Genomic DNA, 24,398 nt, shown 5'->3' on the forward strand with positions numbered 1-24,398 from the left:
ATCTATAAGCTTTTTACTCAGTTTTCACGAAACCATCCGCAATCGTTGGCGGAATTGGATTAAAAGGGTGTTTTTATGTCTTGCTCTATTTCTCTTTCTTTTCCCGATGGTTCAAAACGTAATTACCCCGCCGAAATGACAGGCTTGGAATTAGCAGAATCCATTTCTAAATCACTCGCAAAAAAAGCCGTCGCCTATAGTCTTGATGGCATTATGCGAGATCTATCAGATCCATTAGCAGAGTCTGGTCAAATAGAGATTATTACCCGAGAAGATGCACGTGCTCTTGAACTCATAAGGCATGATTGCGCCCATGTCCTTGCTGAAGCAGTGCAAGAACTTTTTCCTGAAACGCAAGTAACAATAGGCCCTATAATTGAGAATGGGTTCTATTATGATTTTGCACGCCAACAACCTTTCACACTAGATGATCTCACCGTCATTGAAAAGAAAATGCGTGAAATTATCCAACGCAATAAGCCTTTTAGAAAAGAAATTTGGTCTCGTGAAAAAGCAAAAAGAGTTTTTTCTGAGAAAAAGGAATTTTATAAAGTTGAACTTATTGAGAGCATTCCAGAAAATCAAGATCTAAAAATCTATTATCAAGGCGAGTGGTTTGATCTTTGTCGCGGACCGCACATGCAATCTACAGGGCAAATTGGAAATGCTTTCAAATTAATGAAAGTCGCAGGAGCTTACTGGCGTGGCGATGCCAATAATCCAATGCTCACGAGAATTTATGGAACAGCATTTGCAAACGAAAATGACTTAAAAGCCTATCTCCATATGCTAGAAGAAGCTGAAAAACGTGATCATCGCCGCTTGGGACGTGAAATGGATTTATTTCATTTTCAAGAAGAAGGACCAGGAATGATTTTTTGGCACCAAAAAGGCTGGAAAATGTTCCAAAATTTGATCAATTATATGCGTAGACGCCTTGATGATCATCAATATGCCGAAGTAAATGCACCACAAGTTCTCGATAGATCACTTTGGGAAATATCGGGGCATTGGGGCTGGTATAAGGAAAACATGTTCAAAGCAATTCCAGCCGCAGAAGATTCAGACCATGGGAATGTTTATGCCCTTAAACCAATGAATTGTCCTGGTCATGTGCAAATCTTTAAACATGGTTTAAAATCTTATCGTGATTTGCCTATTCGACTTGCTGAGTTTGGTCTTGTTCATCGTTATGAGCCTTCAGGCTCTTTGCATGGTCTTATGCGTGTGCGTGGTTTTACACAAGACGATGCACATATTTTTTGTACTGATGAACAATTAGCCAATGAATGTCTCAATATTAATGATCTTATTTTATCAACTTATGCGGATTTTGGTTTTAAAGAAATCAGCCTTAAACTTTCAACACGTCCAGAAAAACGCGTTGGATCTGATGCATTATGGGATTATGCAGAAAGTATCATGAAATCTGTCCTTAAAACAATTGAAACAAAATCTGCGGGACAAATCAAAACAAGTATCCTTCCAGGTGAGGGAGCCTTTTATGGTCCAAAATTTGAATATACATTAAAAGATGCTATCGGTCGTGAATGGCAATGTGGAACAACACAAATAGATTTTAATCTTCCTGAACGTTTTGGTGCATTCTATATTGATAAAAATTCAGAAAAGCGTCAGCCTGTTATGATTCATCGTGCCATTTTTGGATCAATGGAGCGTTTTCTTGGTATATTAATCGAAAATTTTGCTGGACATATGCCTCTTTGGCTTGCTCCTGAACAAATTGTTGTCGCAACAATTACATCCGAAGCAAATGAATATGCCCAAAAAATAATGGCAAGACTTAAAGCTATTGGGCTTTCCACAACAACAGATCTTCGCAATGAAAAAATTAACTATAAAATACGAGAACATTCTTTACAAAAAGTTCCCGTCATTTTGGTCTGTGGCAAACGTGAAGCTGAAACAAACAGCGTCAATATGCGTCGTTTAGGAAGCACGAATCAAACCTTTTTATCTGTAGAAGATGCAATTAAGCAACTCTCAAATGAAGCCACGCCTCCAGATTTACAGCGTGTAATAAATGCATAATATCATAAGAGATGGTAAGACATTCATTTTTCACTGTAAATCGTGAATTTTTGTACAAAATCAAACGGCTTGATAGTGTCGTGTTTTTCAGTTTCATACATGATGACCAATCATCAGTAAAAATCACGTGATCACACTTTACGAGGCAGGTTGATAAAAAATTGAATGTAAAAGCTATAAGTTATTTAAATACAAAAATTATAGATATAGGAAGACAACGCCATGATCATGGATAGATTGTTACGATAATTACATCAATATCAAGAAAAAAATAAGATTATCATAAATACGTAAATTGGTCGAATAATGATGTATTATATACTTAAGAGATGACTTTATAAAATAAATATAATAATTTGATTTATAATGATAATCTATCGTCATTTATATTAAAAAAGAATCTCAAATATCATAGGATTTTCTTATTTCAAATCTGTTTTATGTTACAGAAATTAAAATTATTCGTTTGCACATAACAAACGAGATAAGCCGTGTGAATGAAAAATTTAGAAAAGACTAAAAAATGCTTAAACCGTTTCAAGTACCCAAGGGATTGTTGCAACATTGGGTGCTGATAAAATGTGTATTGCTCCTTCACAAATGTAAAAATAGTGGAATTTAATGTTATAGCATTCATGGAGACTGTCGTGAAATAGGCTTGAGGGCCTTAAGAAAAATCTCTTTAAACAAGGCACATGAATTGAGAACCCAATAGCGCTCTATAAAAGCACCCAATCTACACTAATGAAGATATGCTTTACTTTTCTTGAAAATTATAAAGCTAAATCAAAGGAGAATGACAAAATTCGCTGTTCATTCTTTTCTCTCTTCATATTTGACCAGATTAAAAACTCTTCCTAAAAAACAATCAACTATGCACACAGGATATATGAGTTGCTCATTTAACATATAAAGCTCAAGTCACACTTATAAAGCGTCTAAATATCTTTAAATACCTTGCGGTGCTAAACGCTAAATACTGATTTATAAAAAACTTTTAAAACGCATGTTTTTCTAAAAAAAGCACAATATAAAATGCAAAACATTATTGTTATCGTGCTCTATCAAGAACACGCTTACATTCAATGAGTTCAAACAGGATTTCTTGCAACAATGCTTTATCGGTTTTATCTTTGTAAAGATTCACAGAACCAACAGAGGTCTCTCCCTCATTTCTCATGAAACTCAAAAGCCCAAAAGAAGACTTTTTAGGTTTATTGCTCGTATTTTCAAAAGTTTGCCCGGCATGTTTTTTCTCTATGACGACATTCATAGCATTAAGATCGCCATTACCAAATGCAGTCACAAAAGCAACACCATTTTCTTTCAAAAGGCGCTGCACACCTTTTATCGTATAACCCTGATCGTACAATAACTGCTTAATACCATTGAGCAAATCAACGTCGAGTGGACGATAGTAACGCCTTCCTCCCCCACGTTTCATTGGTTTAATCTGCCTAAAACGTGTTTCCCAGAATCTTAAAACATGCTGCGGAAGCTCCAATAATTCGGCTACTTCGCTAATTGTGCGAAAAGCATCAGAGCTTTTATCCATTTTGCAACACCTTATCTAAAACACGACAAATAATTTGATAATGATTCATTACGTCTCATTTTCTCAATAAGATTAGTCAAAAATAGGACCTCGACTACTTACTAAATAGCCTTTTTTTAAAAAACATAAGTCTTTATTTTATACATTTTTTAACAAATACCAAACATTATCATGGCATTTATTTATGAGAGATTATTTTTCTGTCTTGCACGATGCGAATCTAAAATTCTCTGTTTAAGGATATTTGCAGCCTTAAACGTCACAACACGTCGCGGCGGAATAGGTGCTTCAACACCTGTTTTGGGATTGCGTCCAATACGTTCATTCTTACTGCGAACCTGAAAAGTTGCAAAAGAAGATAATTTAACCGCTTCACCTCTTACAAGTGAGTTGCAAATCTCATCCAAAACCAATTCGACCAAAGCTGCTGATTCAGTATGTGACAAGCCCACTTTTTTACAAACTACGCTCGCTAAATCTGCACGCGTTACTGTCTTACTTGTCATTATAACCACCTATTAAAATATTAAAAATTACAAAATGACTTATACGTTTTATTCAAATATGGTCAAGTAACCATCATTTACCAACGAATAAGAATTGCTCCCCATGTAAATCCACCTCCCATGGCTTCTAACATGATAAGATCTCCTTTTTTTATCCTTCCATCGCAAAGAGCTGTTGTTAAAGCCAACGGAACGGATGCTGCAGATGTGTTACCGTGTTGATTAATGGTAATCACAACTTTATCTGGTGAAATTTTCAGCTTTTTAGCAGATGCTTCAATAATGCGCTTATTAGCCTGGTGAGGGACAAACCAATCGAGTTGTGAAGAATCTACACCTGCAGCTGCAAAACAATCATCAACCACATCCGTTATCATACCAACAGCATATTTAAAAACTTCTCGTCCTTCCATACGCAAATAGCCTGTCGTTTGTGTTGTTGAAGGTCCCCCATCAACATACAACTTATCGATATAAGCACCATCAGAACGCAATTTTGCAGACAATATACCACGCTCAAAAGCACCTTGCCCTTCAACCTCTTGCGCTTCCAAAACAGCAGCCCCCGCACCATCACCAAACAAAACACACGTCGTACGGTCTTCCCAATCTAAAATTCGAGAAAATGTATCGGACCCAATCACTAAAATTCTTTTAGCGGCTCCACAACGTAAATAAGAATCTCCTGTTGTTAAAGCAAAAATAAAACCAGAGCAAACAGCTTGAATATCAAAAGCAAATCCGTGGCTCATTCCCAAAGCATTCTGAATTTCAACAGCAGAAGCAGGAAACGTACGATTTGGCGTTGAGGTGGCTAAAATAATACAATCAATATCCTTTATTGTAAGACCAGCATTTATAAGAGCTGCTTGTGCAGCTTCAACGCCTAAAGAAACCGTTGTTTCATTTTCATTGGCAATATAACGTTGATGTATTCCTGTACGTTGAACAATCCATGCATCTGACGTTTCAACAAACTTTGCAATCTCATCATTTGATAAACTTCTTTTCGGCAAAGCACTTCCTACACCACGTATAATTGATCGAATCATTCAGCTCTCACCTTTTCTTCAGATTTTTTGCTTCCATTATAAGAGCTCATCATAAGGATTCTCCACTCATTATCGCTTCATCCTCCTGATCAAAAAGTGTTTCTTTATTCTCATGAAACCGCCGTAAATCAGCCGTTATTTTTTGTAAAAGTTCATTATTAACCATTTCATAACCAACACGGATAGCAGAAGCAAAACCATTAGCATTAGCACTGCCATGACTTTTTATGACCACACCATTCAAACCTAAAAGCACACCTCCATTTACCCTATCGGGATCCATTTTATTTTTCAGTGTACGAAAAGCACCCCGCGATAGAAAATAACCAAGAGATGTTAAAAAAGAACTGCGCAGGACAGAATTTAAAATCTCTGCTATCTGTCGCGCAGTCCCTTCTGCAGTTTTTAAAGCAATATTACCAGAAAATCCTTCTGTTACAACAACATCGACTGTTCCTTTTCCAATGTCATTGCCCTCAACAAATCCTTTATATTCCAGTCCTTCTAATTGCACTTCACGTAAGATCATTCCTGCTTTTTTTATTTCATAAAGTCCTTTAACCTCTTCCACCCCCACATTTAAAAGTCCAACACTTGGTTTTTCGGTGTGATATAAAGCACGAAACATACCCGCACCCATAACCGCCAAATCAACCAACTGACGAGCAGATGCACCAATCGTTGCTCCAATATCTAAAACGATACTCTCACTGCGAAGTGTTGGCCAAATACCCGCGATACCAGGACGTTCAGCCTCTGCCAACATTTTCAAACAAAAATAAGACATAGCCATAAGTGCCCCCGTATTACCAGCAGAAACGCAAGCATCAGCCTCACCATTTTTTACCGCTTCAATGGCATACCACATTGATGATTTACCACGTCCATTGCGAAGGGCTTGGCTTGGTTTTTCATCCATGCGTGTATAGCTCTCTGTAGGGTAAAAGCGCGATCCAGAATCCAAACGGGGATATTTTTTTAAAACCGGCCGAACGACCTCCTCTATCCCATAAAACAGAAAATAAACATCTGATAAATATTTTTGGACAATTGCTGCTCCTGCAATAGCTGCTTCTGGACCGTAATCACCACCCATGACATCCACAGAAATTCTAATCACGCTTTCATATCCCACATCTTTTCATTTACATTTTTAAATGCATATTATGATTTTGGGTGACTAAACACTCATAAAACATACCTTGCGAAAACAGCTCCGCAGAAAATATCGTTTTTATCATAGCATACAATAGATAATTTTTTTATGTTTTTACAATCACTTCCAACTTTTCAAAACAGAAAATGGCGAAAACTTTTGCTCTGCTTCTTCTAAATTTTTAACCACATGCATTTTTATCCCCTCTTTACGTGGATAATGATTAATAGACAACTCAAAAAACTCTTCCATGATTGCACCAATATCAATTCGATCATTATAAAATACTTCCGGTGTATCAAGCCCTTCTACATCTAAAAACAATTCTCGTGTATCTTCTGATATTTTGGGCTTCGTTAAATTTGAATCTTCGGGAACAAAAACAACCTCAATATTTTCACGAAGAATATTTTCTAATGGTTCTAATGTAACAACACATAACTGTATTATATGCGCTTGCAACAAACCTTTTATACGCACACCGCGTTTTTTCCACGGAAGAATATGGAATTTTCCCTCACAAGATTTTACTTCAACTAAATCATGGTTTTGAGCTAAATGTGTACATTCTTTTTTGTTTGCACAAAGATGAACTCTTATCCCTTTAGCAGGAAGACAACGGACGGATATTGGATAGGCCAAAGCAAATGCTATTTGAGAAACATTTTGAACATTCATTGACAACTCCCAAACATGAAAATCTATAAAGCACAGTACTTTTATTTAACTCAAGTATATTTCATTCATTTTTTTCTTTTCTAAAGAAATTCTATATGGCATAATCTGTCTTATAACAGGGAAACTCAATGTAAGCTACGGTAGATTAAACTAAAATTAGAAAAAACTTGAGGTTGCCTTCTTGTCGTACATCTCAGTATAAAGGAGATATCATTGTTTCAAATGCCTCACATAGTAGCCTTAATCAAACGCAAATTTTTGGTTGGTTTATCAATAGCAAGTATTGTAATACTTGCAGGTTGCAATCTTCTTGATTCTTCAGGGACAAGCCAAATTTATAGAGAGGGCTATATTCTTGATAAAAATGCTCTAAGTTCTATTTCTGTTGGCTCAAGTCAAGAGCAAGTTCTTTTAACTTTAGGAACACCTTCATTAAAAACAAAATATGATAATGAGGTTTTTTATTACATCTCACAAACACGTTATCGTGGGATGCAGTTTATGAAAACAAAGATTATTGATCGCAAAGTTTTAGCTATTTATTTCAATGGAAACAATCAGGTTACAAAAGTTGCTAACTATGGCCTACAAGACGGTCAAGTATTTGATTTTATTACGAAAACAACACCAACTTTAACAAAAGAACATCCCTTCTTAATTCAAATTATAAAAGGCCCTGCGAATCTACCACCCCCTAGGTAGAAGATATCGTCCACTTATCGTTCCAATATGATGACGTCTGATATTATCAGACCTCATCATATGAGAAAATATCATCATTAAGAGCGGACTTTTTTTGCCATACTGTCAAGAACTGCATTAACAAGTTTTGGCTCATCCCCTTCAAAAAACGCTTTAGCTATATCAACATATTCATTCATGACGACCGCAACAGGAACATCTTTACGGTTGATCAGCTCCCATAAAGCGGCTCGTAAAATTGCTCGCAATATAGAATCAAGACGTGAAAGAGACCATTCTGCAGAAAGCTGTTGATGAAGCAGGGGATCAAGCTGCTTTTGGTCCTTTACAACACCCGTTATAATCGCCACAAACCATTGAAAATCAGCTTCAAGATACTGGTTTCCATCAATATCTTTTCCCAAACGATAAGCCTCATACTCCGCAGCCGTTTCCATCACTCCCGAACCCACGATATCCATTTGATAGAGAGCCTGAACCGCAGCGAGTCTTGCTGCTCCACGTTTATTGGCTGAACGCGGAAAATGTCTGCTTTTTATATCAGCCATATTTAACGATTATCTCCAAATCTCTTTTTTAGAGCGATCATACATAAAGCAGCTTCAGCTGCAAAACCACCTTTATTTTTGCCATCTTGTTTTGCGCGCACCCATGCTTGCTCTTCATTTTCAACAGTTAAAATACCATTTCCAATAGCTAAGTGCTTATGAATAGTTAAATCCATCAAGGCCCGACAAGAATCGTTGGCAACAATTTCAAAGTGATATGTCTCCCCTCGAATAACACAACCCAGTGCAACATAACCATCATAAGATATCTTATTATTTTGTTCAGCAAAAGCTATCGCAGCTGGTATTTCTAAAGCTCCTGGAACTGTTATAATATCATAACTTGCTTCAGATTTTTGCAAGGCATTCACAGCCCCTTTCAAAAGCGCATCAGAAATCTCTTCATAAAAACGTGCTTCAACAATCAATACGTGAGGACTTTTACGTATCTCTTTCATCATATGAAAATCCATAAAAACGAATCAAAAAACTCAAAGGTATAGAGCATAAAATTCTAAAAACGATCAATAGAATTGTAGCTTATTCATCGTCTCTTTTAAAAGCAAAAAGCTTAGCAGCATAACGAGCAAGTTGGTCAATTTCCAAATTGACCCAATCTCCAATTTTAGCTTCTCCCCATGTTGTCACTTCAAGTGTATGGCGAATAATAAGAACATCAAAAACGCAATCCTCCACACTATTAACAGTCAAAGACGTTCCATTAAGAGCAACTGATCCCTTAGGTACAATGAAAAGCATAAATTGTCTTGAAACTTTTAAATAAAAACGAATTGCATCCCCTTCATTTTTTTGTTCAATAATTTCAGCCAAGCCATCAATATGACCAGAAACCAAATGCCCTCCCATTTCATCACCCAATCTAAGCGAACGTTCTAAATTAACAAAAGTTCCTTTTTTCCATTGGGCAAGATTTGTTAAACGTAATGTTTCTTCCCACGCCTCAACAACAAACCAATTGGAATCTCCTTGTTTAAAACCTCGTTCCACAACTGTCAGACAAATTCCTGAACACGCAATTGACGCACCAATTACTAAGCTTTCTATAGCATAGCGTGTAGAAATCTTTACACGCATCCCCTGCTTTAAAGATTGAACATCTTCAACACAACCGATATCCGTTATAATTCCTGTGAACATAATGTCTTACGTCTCCATTTATAAAAACGGTCATTTCCAAACATTTTTGTCTCAATCTCATGAAATTGCGAGAGATAATTTTCAAAATGAGGGGCTGTAATCCCTTTTTTTCCTAAAACAACGGGGCTATAAAAACATATCAAATGATCAACACAACCAGCATTCAAAAACTTTTCTCCTGTCTTTACGCCCCCCTCCAGTAAAATACTATTAATCCCCTGTTTATAAAGCATCTGTAAAAGAACAAAAGGGTCTACAAAACCATTATTCATCTCTACCGAATAAACAGACACACCATAGTGCTCCAATGCGTTTTTTTTGTTTTTCTTTGAAAGATCCCCATTACAAATAACCCACGTAGGAGTTTTTATGGCTGTTTGGACAACTTTCGCATCAAGAGGGATAGATAAATCTGCATCCAAAATAATACGAATTGGCGAGCGCATTTCCATTCCTGGCAAGCGACAATTGAGTTGTGGATCATCGGCTAATATAGTCCCAACACCAACGAGAATAGCGTTGTTTTGAGCCCGTAGAATATGCGTATGGGTATGGGAAAGAGTTCCACTAATTTTTATTCCCCCCTCCTTTCTTTTTCCCACACTATTATCGGCAGAAATTGCCATTTTAAAAGTAACAGCACAACGTTGCAACTTTCTTATACACCAATGCGTCCATAAAGCTTCAAAAGCCTCTTCAGCTAAAATACCCTCAACGACTTCAACACCCGCCGCACGCAAAAGAGCAAGACCACGACCATCCACACGCTTGTCACAATCGGTCAGAGCAACAACAACTCGGGAAATACCTGAATCAATAAGTGCATTAACACACGGAGAAGTTTTTCCATAATGTGCGCAAGGTTCTAAAGTAACATAGGCAGTCGCTCCTTGAGCTAGAGAACCAGCCATACGTAAAGCTTGCACTTCCGCATGAGGCCTCCCGTGAAGAGCTGTTATGCCATAGCCAACAATAAACGGTTTTGTACCGCCATTATTTTGCACAATTAGCATACCCACGGAAGGATTCTCACCTGTAAGCCCCACATGACGCTCTGCTAAACGGATAGCGGCAGCCATAAACTGTTCATCTTGCACTTTTTTATTCATCAAAACGAGATTCTGTATCCGCTACACCCTTTGACAACTCATCGATAATATCGTGAAAATCGCTTGCATTACGAAAATTTTGATACACAGAAGCAAAACGGATATAAGCAATATCATCAATTCTTTTTAATGCTTCCATCACAAGATGCCCAATTTTTTCTGAAGCAACCTCTGGTTCCCCCAAACTCTCAAGCTGGCGTACAATGCCAGAGATTGCTCGTTCAATACGATCAGGATCAATATTGCGCTTTCGTACAGCCACATCAACTGATCGCATTAATTTATCACGATCAAATGGCTCACATCGTCCACTTTTTTTAGTAACCAAAAGCTCACGCAATTGAACACGTTCAAAAGTTGTAAAACGACCACCGCAAACAGGACACACACGGCGGCGGCGAATCACCGCCCCCTCTTCTGCTGGACGTGAGTCTTTTACCTGTGTATCCTCATATTGACAGTAAGGACAGCGCATCTCTTTTTTTATCCTTAACGCGTGTTAAGATAAGAATAAAGAGGAAATTGATTCGTTATATCTTCCACCTTTTTCTTAACCGCCATTTCAATGACATGGTTATCTTCATCACTTTTTGCATCCCGAAGACCATCAAGAACTTCTGAAATCAGATGACCAACTTGTGTAAACTCTTTTTCTAAAAAACCACGTGTTGTGGCAGCAGGTGATCCCAAACGAATTCCCGATGTTATAGATGGTGTTTCAGGATCAAAAGGAATACCATTTTTATTGCAGGTCATATGAGCGCGTCCCAAAGCCAATTCGGCACGTTTTCCTGTTAGATTTTTCGAACGTAAATCAACCAACAATAAATGATTGTCTGTACCGCCAGAAACAATATTAAAACCATTATTCTGTAATGTTTTTGCTAGAATTTTTGCATTAGCGACAACATTAGCAGTGTAACTTTTGAAAGAAGGCTGCAAAGCCTCTTCAAATGCCACAGCTTTTGCCGCAATCACATGCATTAAAGGCCCCCCTTGAAGACCAGGAAAAATAGCAGAATTAATTTTTCTGGATAAAGCCTCATCATTCGTCAATATCAAACCACCCCGAGGACCTCGAAGCGATTTATGTGTTGTTGTCGTTACAATATGTGCATGGGGAACAGGGGAAGGATGCACGCCACCAGCAACAAGACCAGCAATATGAGACATATCAACAAGGAGATGAGCACTGATCTCATCTGCAATTTCACGGAATCGTTTCCAATCCCAGAATCGAGGATAAGATGAGCCCCCTGCGATAATAAGCTTTGGTTTACGTTCTTTCGCAAGCAGCTCAACCTCATCCATATCAATAATCTGATCTTCTTGACGCACACCATAGGAAACAACATCGAACCATTTTCCTGACATATTGACAGATGAACCATGCGTAAGATGACCACCAGCATTTAAATCCAATCCCATAAATGTGTCACCAGGCTGAAGTAGTGCCAGAAAGACAGCTTGATTCATTTGGCTACCAGAATTGGGTTGTACATTGGCAAAAGCAGCACCAAAAAGCTGTTTTGCTCTTTCAATGGCTAAATCTTCAACGACATCGACAAATTGACACCCACCATAGTAGCGCTTTCCTGGATAACCTTCTGCATATTTATTGGTTAAAACAGACCCCTGTGCTTCAAGAACTGCTCTTGAAACAATATTCTCTGAGGCAATCAGCTCAATCTCATGTTGTTGCCGCTCAAATTCCCCTCTAATGGCATTAAAAATCGCACCATCAACTGTCTGTAAATTATCATTAAAAAAGCGCTTTTGTGCGTCATTTTCTTGCTGAGTCATAAAACACATTCCTAACATTGAAAAATAAAGTCACTAAACGATAACACAGCAAACCATGCAAACCAAACATTTTAAACCACTTACACTCAAAAATACTGATACAAATATCTATCTTATTCCTCGTCGTAGAAACAGCAAAAAATTCGATCATAAGAAGAGTAAAAGAAAAATGAAGTTAAGTTTCTTCTTTTCGTCCTTATTGATAGCTTTTACAAAAAATATCTATAATCTAAAAAAATTCAATAAGTTAATAATTATTATTTAAGTTGGTAATGATTTAAAATAATTTATAATGTGAAGAGCTGGATATCGTAGGGAAAATTAATACAAGGCAAGTTAAGAATGGTAACCAAAGTTTTTATTGATGGTGAACACGGCACAACCGGACTACAAATACAAAAACGCTTAGAAAAACGTACAGATTTAAAACTGCTCTCTCTTGCTCATAAGGATCGCCATAATGTTCATCTGCGGCAAGACTATCTTACTCAAACGGATATTGCCATTTTATGTCTTCCAGATGATGCAGCACGTAAAACTGTTCATTGGCTAAAAAAGAATAAAAACATTAGGGTTATTGATAGCTCAACGGCTCACCGTGTTGCACCAAACTGGGTCTACGGTTTTCCTGAAATGACAGCAGGTCAAAGAAAACGCATTCAAGCAGCCCATTACGTCTCTAATCCTGGATGTTATCCTACCGGTGCCATTAGCTTGATTCGCCCCCTTCGCGAAGCAGGATTGCTAGACGCAGACTATCCCATCTCGATTTATGCAATCTCCGGCTATACCGGTGGTGGAAAACAATTGATTACCCAAATGGAAAATCAATCTCAAGAAAATATTCAGGAAAATTATTTTATCTATGGCCTTAATCTTGAACACAAACATGTGCCAGAAATTAAACTCCATGGACAAATTAATCAAACGCCACTTTTTATACCCACTGTAGGTCGTTTTCCTCAAGGAATGATTGTGAATCTTCCACTACACCGCCATTTATTCACAAAATCAGCAAACTGTTCTGATCTGCGTGAAATTCTTACAAACCATTACGAAGGACAAAACATCATTTCAGTTGCATCACAAGATGAAACGGCTTTTCTTCAAAGACTGAATCCAGAATGTTTTGCCAATAAAGATGGTATGAAACTGTTCGTATTTGGAAACGATCGCGAAGGAATTTTTAATCTCTGTGCCCTCTTCGATAATTTAGGAAAAGGCGCATCAGCTGCTGCTATCCAAAATCTCGATTTAATGCTTTCAGTTAATTAAACGCCATCTTGATATAAACTTTTATTCAACAACGCGATATGCCCCTTTTGTTGCTCGCCAGTGTGCAACCGCAAAACATAACACGGCTAATGCCATACTTTGATGAATCAGCCCTAAACTTATCGGAACCTCATGTAATAGTGTCAAAATACCTAAAAGTACTTGGATAATGATCATAACACAGATAAGGAATGCCCGACGAGAGTGGGTTGAATGTGGAACACTTTTTTGTACATAGAAAGCATGAAGAGCCGAGACAATAAATAAAAAATAAGCAAAAAATCGGTGAATAAATTGAACCGTTAAGGGATTTTCGAATAAATTAAGCCAAACAGGACGATGCTGCAACAATCCATCAGGAATAATCTGACCATCCATAAGGGGCCATGTATTATAGACTTTTCCAGCATGAAGCCCTGCAACCAAAGCACCCAAATAAATCTCTATCAAAACGAAAATAACAATCCAAGCCGCAAAATATTGCACCTTTTGATTGGCTGGTTTTTCTGAATATTCTGCAAGTCCTTGAGATAAATAAGTAACAAAAATAATAACCAAACATGCCGTTATAAGATGAAATGCCAAACGATATTGGCTCACACTGGTTAGATTACTTTGCCCAATCCCTGAAGCGACCATCCACCAACCAATAAAGCCTTGAAAGGCGATAAGGATCGGCACAACAATAAGCGGGAATAAAATATTTTTTTCAATACGCTTCGTCACCCAAAACCAAATTAATCCAAATAAAGCAACAAGACCAACAAGACGCCCGAGAACACGGTGTGCCCATTCCCACCAAAAAATAACCTTGAAAGCACTTAAAGTCATATCAGGATTAAGCAGCTTATACTGTGCTATTTGTTGATATTTTAAAAATTCCTCTTGCCATTGATCCTCACCGATCGGTGGAATAACACCATGAATTGGCTTCCATTCCGTTATTGATAATCCTGATCCCGTCAAACGGGTTGCTCCCCCTACCAAAACAATTGCTAAGCAAAGCAATAAAATAGAGTAAAGCCACACCTGAATTTGCTTTCGATTTCTCTTTTGCACAGGTGTTAAAAAGTTATTGTTTAATCTTTTTATTGCCATCTCTGATTGCCCCACGCTTCTCTCCAACTACAATGCATTTTTAACTTTAAACACAAAATCTTCACATGCTAGTATGTACTATAACTTTAGCAAAAAACAAGCGTACCACTATAACATGCGATACATATTTCTTTTTTTACGAAATTCATAATGCAACAACACGATACACAGTCTTTGGAAAGTGACTGACCATCCGTATCATCCAATCCTGTTCACTAAGAGCAGTATTACAAATATAATGGTCCGTTAGCTCTGCAAACTGCTCAAAGCCATATTTAGGTTCGCTTGCCATCTCTAAAATGATAAAATCATACTCTTTTTTAAATTCTTGTAATATATGAGAAATATTATCTGAAAAACCGTGTGCAGAAACAGCGCTTGTTAAGCCCTGAGGGAGAATGTCAACTCCCGTATCATAATCACGGTAAATAACGTCATGTAACTGAGCATTACCCGTTAAAATATCACTCAGTCCCCGATGTGGACCAATGACTTTCTCGATTTGTTGACCAGAGATATCAACCAACAAAATTGTTTTGTGCTCTTTTGTAAGATGAAGTGAAAGTTTTGCCGCTGTTCGTGCAGCTTCTTTTCCAATGATTGCAATAACCGTTGAAGCACGCCATTTTAAAACATCAGATAATCCCTCTATCGTAATAAAAGCTTCAAGATTTTTCATTTCTTGAGAAACTAAAATACTCTCATTCTTCTTGAAAGCATTTTCTTTTAATCTCAAATTCTCTTCTGAGAGTTGATCTTTTTTGCTTCTAAAGCATAGAGAAAATAACATTATTCCGAACAAAAGGGTAAGGAAGCTCGCCAATGCACTTACAAGAATATTTTTTCCATAAAGAGCCATAAAAGAAATTGGCGCTAACTTTGTTGGTGTAACCACGTGGATCTTTACATTTTGCAAGAGAAGAGAATCATCACTCAATCCCTGTGAACCCATAACTTTTTTGCTCCCTTGAGCAAACTTACTCATCGCTTTATTTTGTACATCGATCTCTGCTTTTATTTTATTTTCAAACGCGTTAAAGATTTGATTCAAAGATTGTGATTGATCTTTTACAAAAAAGCTCATCTTTTTTTTGAGCTGTTTTTCCAATTCCGTTGCAATAATTTCATCTGAATGAACTTGGTCAGCGATCTGTGAAATTTTATTTTTTAATTGATAAGAAATCGCCTCTAATTCCGCAGTCATGGCCTTAATTTGAGGATGTGTCCACCCCAATTGCACAGCCATATGTGCTCTTTGTGCTTCCAAGAGATCACGTTTAGATTCCAGAGATACAATTGCTGAATTGCCTGCAATAAGTGATAAAGCCAGTAAAGACTGCCCCTTTTCACGCATCATGTTAATTGTTGAATTCAAACTTGTTAAATGAATACGCTTTAAAGTTGCTTGCGTTAATTGCATCGAAAGATCATGAAGCTCTGTTTGTTTTACACCATGCTGAATAAAAGAATCAACAGAGGCACGAAATCCTTGCATGATATTAACGATTGCAGCATTATCATATCGTTTGTCTTTTAATTTCTCATTTAATAAAGACTGTTTTTGTTTTATAATTGCTTGCGAAAATGCAGAAAACCAAGTTTCCACACCCTGTTGAGCTGCTTCAAGTGTTTCAGCGTGAAAAGTAAGATTGATAAGATCACCATGACGCGATAAACGAATATTTTCTTGTTTTTTTTTCTTATAAGAAGCACTTAAAGAAAAAGACGAATCATCTAAAAATATGCGCTGTGAAAACAAAAAGGCGATAATATTTTCTTGTTTTTCAATGGGTAATGGCTTTCCTACAGAATCAGATAATGAAAATACTAAAGTTGCTTGGTAACCACGAGGCTGAATAAAATAATACAACCAAATCAAAGAGATACATAGCATTTGTAACAGCAAAACAATCAAAATGTTTCGCCATACTGTGCGTACGAACAGTCTTTTATTGCATTTAAGACTCATCTTTATTTTAAACCAGCAAAATACTTCTTCATATTGTTTTATTAAGATAAAGTAGTAACTATCCTCTTAACTTGCTGTCATATTATTTTGAGATAAGAAAAACATAAAATTTGAGTAAAAAAGTTCAATAATAGCTTAAAAAAACTTAATTCATATTTTTTTTGATGTTCTCTAGTTGTTTTTTTGCTTCAGAAGTAAGAACGGCTTTAATGGTAACAGAGCCATCATCATGTCCTTCCTGCTTTATTTCTGCAGAGTTTTCATAAAACCAATCAATAAGCGACATTTCATGAGGTTTTAAAAGATATTCAATGCTTTGCACCTCTCCAAAAATTCGCTTTTCAATAGTTCTTAATAATTGTTCAAGTCCATCCCCTTTAAGGGCTGATACCATAAGAGCAGGATTTAATCGTGTTTTTGTGCTCGTTTGTAAAACATTCAAAGCTTGCTCATCTAACATATCAATCTTATTCCAAACTTCTACGATATGCTCTGGATCATCAATATCGATATCAAGACTTGAAAGCACTTCTAAGACATTTTTGGCATGGGCTCGATGATCAAGATCTGACATATCTCTTACATGAAGAATGAGATCCGCTTCAATTACTTCTTCAAGGGTTGCTCTAAAAGCTGCAATCAAATTTGTTGGCAAATTAGAGATAAAGCCTACAGTATCAGACAAAAGAATCGTTTTTCCATGAGGAAGAACAACTTTGCGTAAAGTCAGATCAAGCGTTGCAAATAACATATTCTTTGCTAAAACATCAGCACCGCTTAAACGATTAAAAAGAGTTGATTTTCCTGTATTCGTATACCCTACCAAAGCAACAACAGGGTAAGATGTTTTTTTTCTTTTTGCTCTATGAAGTGCACGCGTTTTAATAACCGTTTCCAATTCGCGACGAATACGAATAATTTTCTCTTGTAAAAGACGTCTATCCGCTTCAATTTGCGTTTCACCAGGTCCACCTAAGAAGCCACGCCCTCCCCGTTGCCGTTCCAAGTGCGTCCAACTCCGCACAAGCCGCCCTTTTTGATAGGACAAATGCGCCAATTCTACTTGCAAAACCCCTTCTTTTGTTCGTGCACGATCACCAAAAATTTCAAGAATCAAAGCCGTTCTATCAATAACTTTACAATTCCATAATTTTTCTAAATTCCGCTGTTGTATTGGCGTTAAAAAGTGATCTATAATTGCAAGTTCAATAGAATATTCATTAATATAATCAGTAAGCGAATCTACTTTACCTTTTCTAAAAAGAGTTGCAGGATGAGGTGTTGCAATATTAATCGTTTCATAATGAACAATTTTTAACCTTATAGCACGCGCTAACCCCAATGCCTCTTGAACACGAGAAGATCTAGAATACTCTCTCCAAGAATTTTCACTTCTATTCTCTTGAAAAATCGGTATCAAAACAAGTGCGCGCACCTGTTTTATAATTTGCGAAAACACCCCTCCTAATATCTCATTTTCATTTATCATAGAAATCTAAGCATTTTAAAATGGGATAAGAGATTTATCTTAAAATGATGCGTTTATTCAGGACTTTCTCCTTCAAATATCTGTACAGGCTATCCGGGCATAATTGTAGAAATAGCATGCTTATAAACCAATTGCGCGTGTCCATCTCGGCGCAAAAGGACACAAAAATTATCAAATGAAGTTACAATACCCGTGAGTTTAACGCCATTAACAAGAAAAATGGTAAGGGAAATTTTTTGCTTACGCACCGTATTTAAAAACACATCTTGTAGGTGTTGTGATCGCTCTGCCATTATTCTTACACCTTCATCTCGATTGCATAAAATATTCGTTCATGCATATCGACTGAAAAATATTCAATTGTCAACGTAGAAGCTTAAAATTTTAGCAACAAACAACTGAAATTAGAGAAAAAACTGCTCTTTAAAGCAATAATAAAGTACAGCTTATGAAAATCTATTATTAAATTCAAAATTTTTTTCACGTTTACTTTTTTATGGACTTACAGTTAGGAAACAAATTTTTATACATCCTAATCTATTACAGACGATTTACGAGGTAATGAATCCCCTTCTTTTAGAATCAATAAAAGTAAGCAGACAACAACATTTATTATCGAGCTTTGATACTCAAAAATGCATTCGCACCGCACTGTTTTTTTACATTAATACATAACTGCCATTAAATTGTCTTTATCTCAAAGAAGATAAGCTAATAAAGCTTTTTATAAACACAAGTTGTAAACAGTATTTTTGTTTTTTTTAGAATTAAATAATAAATTGTTTTTATTACATTTTATAACCTTCTTAAACAGAGTATAAGATGCCGCGTTAACTTTATTTTGATAAGTTTTCAAATTTTTTTCCTCGGCATATTTCTTTCTAAATAATTAACAGCTAGTATGCGGAAATTATGTGGAAGAAAACGTATCCCTTTTTCCGTCTGTAAGAGTACGAGGCGAGTATGGCACGCAGAACCAAATTGCAAGCATTTGAAGTTGAAGTTGAAGAAGCCCTCACAAAAGCGATGAACTTTAATTTCGATGACAGAGCATTTGAAACAGTATCATCCAATAATTCTGAAAATATTGTTAATGTTGATGATTTGATTCAAAAAATTGCAATGGCAGAAGAAGAATTTTTTGTTGAAAATGGTCCTTCAACTTTTGTCTCTAATATTCATGATGATGCTGTTATTGACAAATCCGTTGTTGGACAGCTTTTTGCTCCAAAAACTTCATCTGATATTTCAGGGGGAACGGTTCACAATACATTATTGTCGACAAAACTTCTTCCTGCAAATGATGATATAACAACCCCTGTAAATTTTGGACTCTTAAAGCACCGTTCTTCCTCTCGAATCTACTGGTATACAACAGCGCTTAGTGCTTTATGGGCAACTGGGGGAGCTTTTATTGCCCATAAACTCGCCCCAGCTGGACTAAGCTCCTTGTCTAATATCAGCACTTTTGTGACATCCTCAACAGGACTCGCTGTAGCGGCCGGAACAGCAATTCCTATCCTTATATCTTGGGGTGTTGCTCAATTAACAAAACGTTCGAACGAATTGCATAATATTGCTCTTCTTATGACAAATGCTGCACAACGCCTTAGTGAGCCACAACAATTATCTGAAAAACAAGCTATTGCTATAGGGCAAACCATTCGTGAAGAAGTCGCGGCAATGAATGAAGGTATTGAACGTACCCTCGGGCGTGCTGTTGAACTTGAAGCAATCATACAAGGTGAAGTTCATAACCTAGAACAAGCCTATGCTGAAAACGAATTACGCATTCATACACTCATCAAAGAATTGAGTAATGAACGCATAGCCATTTTGAATCACGCCGATCGTGTACAATCAACGATTAAAGGGACCCAGGAACAACTGAGCGATGAATTTGGCTTGGTTACCTCTAAAATTGTCACCAATGTTGAAAAGCTTGCACAAACTCTTTCTCAAACTTTACAAAAACAAGGTGAAGACCTTGTTGAAAAACTTTCCTATGCCGGTGATGGTGTAACAAATCAGCTTGTTGAAAAATTTAACGAAACAACAACACAAATTCAGCAGAAAAACACAGAATTTTTCGATGAATTAGGAAAAAACTTTGATGGTTTTGCAAAACGATTTGATCATAATGAAAAACAAATAGAAAAAACCTTCAATGAAACAGCAGCAAAAGCAGAAATGCATGCTGCTAAAATTGCAACACATATACAAGCAGTCACAGATCAAACTTTGCACGTTGTTGATGAAAAGTTTAAAGCCTTAGATAAAGCTCTTCTTGATCGCAATAATCAATCTCTCCAGAATTTTGATGAGAAGATCTTAAAGCTTGACGACCAAGCACATAAACTCTCTTCTAAATTTGATAACGTAACCTCACAAGCAATTGGAGCCTTTGAACAACGTTTAGCAACTGTTGATCTTTCTCTTAAAGAACACAGTAACTCCATTATTGATTCCTTTATAGAACGCAGTCAAGCTTTAGAGGATAATGCTGAAAAACTTGGTGCGTTCTTGGAAGCTCATGTCTTGAAAATAAATGAAAACCTCCAAGAAAAAACAGCAGACATTACCCATGCATTTACAAATGGACGTGAAGCTATTCTGTCTGCAATTGATAAAAGTAAAGAAAATTTGAGAGAAGAAATTCAACATGTCGACAATGCCATTGTTGATATTATACAAGAACGTTCACAGGATTTTAAATTGCAGCTTTCTGATCAACGAGCTCTCATGGCGGACATGCTTGATAACGAGAAGAATAAAATCGCTGATGCATTAAGAAATCAGATTGATGTCTTGGTCCAAAATACTTCTCATATTGAAAAAGTTTTAACTGATAATGCTCAAGTCGTTGATAAACAAGCTGAAAATCATATTACAAATATCATTCAATGCACTGACAAACTACAAGAAGTCATTGTACAAAGCTGCAATACAGCGCGAGATGCTTTAGAAGCACAAGCGAGAAATATTGACATCCGCGCTGATGCTCTGCGTGACTCTTTAGCAATTAATAGCTTTTCTCTCAATGAAGTTCTTGCTGATCAAGCACGTACACTCGAGCAACGCATGGAAACAATCCATAACCTTATCGCAAAAAGTGATATACGTGTCGATGTTGCATTAAAACAACAAATAGATTTAGTTGAGAGTGCAATTATCGCCAATAATAAAAACATTACTGAAACAGTTCAAGATCATATCAAAAACCTTGAAAGCCATGCCGAAACTTTAAAGAATACTCTCTCTCAATCGAGTGGTGTTTTCTTTGAAACCCTTGAAACGCGTATGGAATCATTCGATACAAATTTAGAAGATCGTGCACATAAAATTTTTGAACGGACAACAACGCTAGAGGAAACATTATCTGAGAAATTTAACCAAGTCTGTGAAGCCATTGATATGCAAACATCTGTTATTGAGGAACGTTCTGACACGTTAAAAACGTCTCTCATGCTTAATAATGAGCAAAGTCAGATAGTTCAACAAGCGCTGGAAAGCAGTATTGACAATGTGCGTGTTAGCTTAGAAGATTCTGTTAATACAGTCACAGATAACCTGCATAATAAGATTATACAAGCTTCTGATATGTTTTCTTCTACGGGTGAACAAATTCTCTCATCTGTTACAAATGCTACTGCACAAGCTGAAAATATTCTCTCAGAATCAGGCAATCGCATTGTATCAAACGTTAAGAAAACAGTGTATGATACCAGTGAACAAGTTCTGTCCGTTCTATCTGAACAAACAGCGCATACTGTCGAAGCCTTCGCAACAGCTAGTCATAATGCACAAGCATTATTGAATGAAACAATCCACACATCAACAACAGCAATAGAGCAAGTTCTTAACGAACGTTGTGATGTTCTTCATCACTCTATGCAAAGTCTTAAAAATAATTTAGGACATCAGCTTTCTGATGTAACAAGCCGTCTGGAAAACGCAAAGAATCAGACAGCAACACAAATTTCAGAACATGTTGGGAAAATAACAGAGCTGACAAATCACTTAAATCAAGCTGCGCAAAGTACAACAGAATCAATTGATTCTTTAACGCAGCATATCGGTGAGCAACTCTCTCTCTCCACACAAGATGCTGAGCAAAGAATTTATGCACATAATGAATCTTTAGTGAATAGCTTAAACAAAGCGAACTCTGAAACACTTCAAACAGTAACAGCTATGAAGGAAGAGCTTGTGAATAATGTCTCATCCATCTTACAGCAGTTGAATCAATCAATTTACAACTTCCAAGAAAATAGTAATGTTTTATTATCAGCTGTTCAAAATATCGATGGTCAGTTTAACGAAACGACGAACAATTTTTTCCGCAACACGAACCAAGTAGCAGAGCGTTTATCAGTCTCAAATCAAGCACTTAATAATAATGTTGAAATTCTGCAAGGACTCTCAAACAACACCTTTGAACAAATTAATCATATAACGAATAGTTTTGGTGAGCATGCGAAAACACTTTCCCAAACTATTCATGTTCTTGAACAGTCAGAAAATTCACTGAACGCAACACTTGAAGAAAAACATAATACGCTTTCTGTATTAAGCGATGCTCTTGTTTCAAAGTCTCATGAAATTAATCAAATGATTGAGCATTATGAAAAAATCTTTAGCTTAGCTCTTGAACGCTCTGATAAAAATGCGCGTAACGCCACAGATTCATTCCAACAATCCCTTAATAGGCTTATCAGTGAAGCATCAACGCGTTTTTCAGGAGCAGCAGAAGATATACGTCGCTCCGCGGATGAAGTTCGTTTAGAACTTTCAAAGATTAATAATGATATTCATGAAAATGCTAAAAAGCTTCCAGAAAAAACAAAAGAAACAACACAAACAATTCGTACGGCTTTGAATGAACAAATTATAGCGTTAAAAAATCTCGTCAGTGTTATACAAAATGATCAAAAGGGCGAAAAAGAACAGTTAATATCATCATTTCCTGCATCATCAATGTTTAATAAGAGAACTGAAAATTCCCCTGAGTCAATTAAAAAGATCATCCCCCCTAAACCTGTTTTGCAACAAGATCAAAGCAAAAAAAGACCAAATAAATGGGTGTCAAATCTCTTAGAAAGAGCTTCACGTGAAGAAACATTCTATGATGAAACCCAAAATGATGCTGTTTTAACATCTGTGCAAACAAAATCACGTCCTACAAACAATTCTCTTAACGCGTTAGCATCAGGTATAGTGCAAGCGATTAATCATAATGCCATTGTTGAGCTATGGGATCATTATCAACGTGGCCAAAAAAACATCGTAACAGAACGCCTTTATACCTTGAATGGGAAAACAATATTTGAAATGATTAAGAGAAAATATATGAGTGATTTTGAGTTTAAACGTTCAGTAAATCAATATGTTGCGGATTTCGAGAAGCTCTTACGTGATATATCGTGCAGTTCTGGTTCTTCCAACTCAGTTCGCAAATACCTGATATCAGATACAGGAAAAGTTTATACCATGCTTGCTCATGCAAGTGGCCGAATTCAATAAGCAATAAGAAAAGTGGAAAAGATATTTTCCACTTTTCTCTTTCTAATTATCTTAATTGCTCATCATAGGGTGCTGTATAATTAACTGGAGTTTTTACTTCAAAAGCTGATAATTGGCACGCATTTTCCTTTGGTCACCTAAGTGATAACCCTAAAGAAAGTATAATGACTCATCAAACAGCCTAACATTTTAAAAATGATTAAAGCATATTTTTACTTCTTTATCCTCCCCTTAAGCATTTTATTTTTTATAAGAACAAAACCAGTAATATTATTTTATTTGCTAATTCTCAAAATTTTTCATGCTTTTTATTAAAACAGCTCATAAAAAACATCCCTATTCCTTTCTTAAAGTTTTTTTTACCCACATACTGCTCTCGCTTAAAATATGTAAGTAAATATTTTTTATTATATAGACAAATTTAAAATGAATGGATGAATCTTAGTGTATTCAAATTTCCCATCCAATATACGAGATATTTCATTCTAAATTATAAAGTAACGCATTATACGGAATATATGAATTCCTGTATAAAATGCGCAATGTCAGCTTTTTCAGTGAAATTTTTGTTTATTACGACACATGACTTACCAGTATATAAAAAATACAACTTTAAACGATTAACAATTAATTGAACAATAAACAACACACCTTCCATTTTCAACGTTCCTATCTTCTTATAAAAAGAGCTGAACAAACAGTTTATAACTTTCAAATTTCTGTTT

General features: G+C 36.4%; 19 protein-coding genes. 4 read left to right on the plus strand and 15 right to left on the minus strand.

Annotated features, from left to right (window positions below; all coding sequences use genetic code 11):
- Positions 1-75: 75 nt before the first annotated feature.
- On the plus strand, positions 76-2,052 hold the full coding sequence (gene thrS, locus NNJ85_RS09175) for a threonine--tRNA ligase (RefSeq protein WP_254475390.1): 1,977 nt from the start codon (positions 76-78) through the stop codon (positions 2,050-2,052).
- Between the two features lie 1,051 nt (positions 2,053-3,103).
- On the opposite strand, the gene NNJ85_RS09180 is transcribed toward thrS, so the two are convergent.
- From NNJ85_RS09180 to NNJ85_RS09200, 5 genes are all read right to left on the minus strand, one after another.
- Positions 3,104-3,607 carry a MerR family transcriptional regulator gene (locus NNJ85_RS09180; RefSeq protein WP_254475392.1) on the minus strand — a complete coding sequence of 168 codons (504 nt, stop codon included), beginning with the start codon at positions 3,605-3,607 and terminating at the stop codon, positions 3,104-3,106.
- Positions 3,608-3,789: 182 nt separating this feature from the next.
- Complete coding sequence (locus NNJ85_RS09185) at positions 3,790-4,113, minus strand: integration host factor subunit alpha (protein ID WP_005773477.1); 324 nt, start codon at positions 4,111-4,113, stop codon at positions 3,790-3,792.
- Between the two features lie 77 nt (positions 4,114-4,190).
- Complete coding sequence (locus tag NNJ85_RS09190) at positions 4,191-5,165, minus strand: beta-ketoacyl-ACP synthase III (protein WP_254475394.1); 975 nt, start codon at positions 5,163-5,165, stop codon at positions 4,191-4,193.
- A 49-nt stretch (positions 5,166-5,214) separates the two neighbouring features.
- On the minus strand, positions 5,215-6,285 hold the full coding sequence (gene plsX / locus NNJ85_RS09195) for a phosphate acyltransferase PlsX (RefSeq protein WP_254475396.1): 1,071 nt from the start codon (positions 6,283-6,285) through the stop codon (positions 5,215-5,217).
- 156 nt (positions 6,286-6,441) lie between these two features.
- The gene (locus NNJ85_RS09200; RefSeq protein WP_254475398.1) at positions 6,442-6,999 is read right to left on the minus strand and encodes a DUF177 domain-containing protein; all 558 of its coding nucleotides are present in this window, start codon (positions 6,997-6,999) and stop codon (positions 6,442-6,444) included.
- A 222-nt stretch (positions 7,000-7,221) separates the two neighbouring features.
- On the opposite strand from NNJ85_RS09200, the gene NNJ85_RS09205 reads away from it, so the two are divergent.
- Positions 7,222-7,701 carry an outer membrane protein assembly factor BamE gene (locus tag NNJ85_RS09205; RefSeq protein WP_254475470.1) on the plus strand — a complete coding sequence of 160 codons (480 nt, stop codon included), beginning with the start codon at positions 7,222-7,224 and terminating at the stop codon, positions 7,699-7,701.
- A 77-nt stretch (positions 7,702-7,778) separates the two neighbouring features.
- Here NNJ85_RS09205 and nusB read toward each other — a convergent pair whose 3' ends face one another.
- The 6 genes from nusB to glyA all read right to left on the minus strand — a co-directional run bounded on the left by nusB (position 7,779) and on the right by glyA (position 12,319).
- Positions 7,779-8,249, minus strand: coding sequence for a transcription antitermination factor NusB (gene nusB / locus NNJ85_RS09210; protein WP_254475407.1), 471 nt, complete (start codon positions 8,247-8,249; stop codon positions 7,779-7,781).
- A 2-nt stretch (positions 8,250-8,251) separates the two neighbouring features.
- The gene (locus NNJ85_RS09215) at positions 8,252-8,710 is read right to left on the minus strand and encodes a 6,7-dimethyl-8-ribityllumazine synthase (RefSeq protein WP_254475409.1); all 459 of its coding nucleotides are present in this window, start codon (positions 8,708-8,710) and stop codon (positions 8,252-8,254) included.
- A 79-nt stretch (positions 8,711-8,789) separates the two neighbouring features.
- Complete coding sequence (locus NNJ85_RS09220) at positions 8,790-9,407, minus strand: riboflavin synthase (RefSeq protein ID WP_254475411.1); 618 nt, start codon at positions 9,405-9,407, stop codon at positions 8,790-8,792.
- On the minus strand, positions 9,389-10,516 hold the full coding sequence (gene ribD, locus NNJ85_RS09225; protein WP_254475414.1) for a bifunctional diaminohydroxyphosphoribosylaminopyrimidine deaminase/5-amino-6-(5-phosphoribosylamino)uracil reductase RibD: 1,128 nt from the start codon (positions 10,514-10,516) through the stop codon (positions 9,389-9,391). The genes NNJ85_RS09220 and ribD overlap by 19 nt, the downstream gene beginning before the upstream one ends.
- Positions 10,509-10,991, minus strand: coding sequence for a transcriptional regulator NrdR (gene nrdR / locus NNJ85_RS09230; protein WP_254475416.1), 483 nt, complete (start codon positions 10,989-10,991; stop codon positions 10,509-10,511). The genes ribD and nrdR overlap by 8 nt, the downstream gene beginning before the upstream one ends.
- 14 nt (positions 10,992-11,005) lie before the next feature.
- On the minus strand, positions 11,006-12,319 hold the full coding sequence (gene glyA, locus NNJ85_RS09235) for a serine hydroxymethyltransferase (protein ID WP_254475418.1): 1,314 nt from the start codon (positions 12,317-12,319) through the stop codon (positions 11,006-11,008).
- Between the two features lie 342 nt (positions 12,320-12,661).
- Here glyA and argC point away from each other — a divergent pair, with 342 nt between their 5' ends.
- The gene (gene argC / locus NNJ85_RS09240) at positions 12,662-13,594 is read left to right on the plus strand and encodes an N-acetyl-gamma-glutamyl-phosphate reductase (RefSeq protein ID WP_254475421.1); all 933 of its coding nucleotides are present in this window, start codon (positions 12,662-12,664) and stop codon (positions 13,592-13,594) included.
- Between the two features lie 21 nt (positions 13,595-13,615).
- On the opposite strand, the gene NNJ85_RS09245 is transcribed toward argC, so the two are convergent.
- From NNJ85_RS09245 to hfq, 4 genes are all read right to left on the minus strand, one after another.
- Positions 13,616-14,707: a COX15/CtaA family protein gene (locus tag NNJ85_RS09245; protein ID WP_254475423.1), complete on the minus strand. Its 1,092-nt coding sequence runs from the start codon at positions 14,705-14,707 to the stop codon at positions 13,616-13,618.
- 130 nt (positions 14,708-14,837) lie between these two features.
- On the minus strand, positions 14,838-16,661 hold the full coding sequence (locus NNJ85_RS09250; RefSeq protein WP_254475425.1) for a hypothetical protein: 1,824 nt from the start codon (positions 16,659-16,661) through the stop codon (positions 14,838-14,840).
- Positions 16,662-16,806: 145 nt separating this feature from the next.
- A complete protein-coding gene (gene hflX, locus NNJ85_RS09255; protein WP_254475426.1) occupies positions 16,807-18,150 on the minus strand; it encodes a GTPase HflX in 1,344 nt (447 codons plus the stop codon).
- 89 nt (positions 18,151-18,239) lie between these two features.
- Entirely contained in the window at positions 18,240-18,443 is a 204-nt protein-coding gene (gene hfq / locus NNJ85_RS09260; protein WP_254475428.1) for an RNA chaperone Hfq, read from the minus strand.
- 670 nt (positions 18,444-19,113) lie between these two features.
- Here hfq and NNJ85_RS09265 point away from each other — a divergent pair.
- Positions 19,114-23,673 carry a hypothetical protein gene (locus tag NNJ85_RS09265; protein ID WP_254475430.1) on the plus strand — a complete coding sequence of 1,520 codons (4,560 nt, stop codon included), beginning with the start codon at positions 19,114-19,116 and terminating at the stop codon, positions 23,671-23,673.
- The last annotated feature ends 725 nt before the right edge of the window (positions 23,674-24,398 follow it).

Origin of the sequence: Bartonella sp. B1098, assembly GCF_944896145.1 — a bacterium.
Taxonomy (GTDB): Bacteria; Pseudomonadota; Alphaproteobacteria; order Rhizobiales; family Rhizobiaceae; genus Bartonella.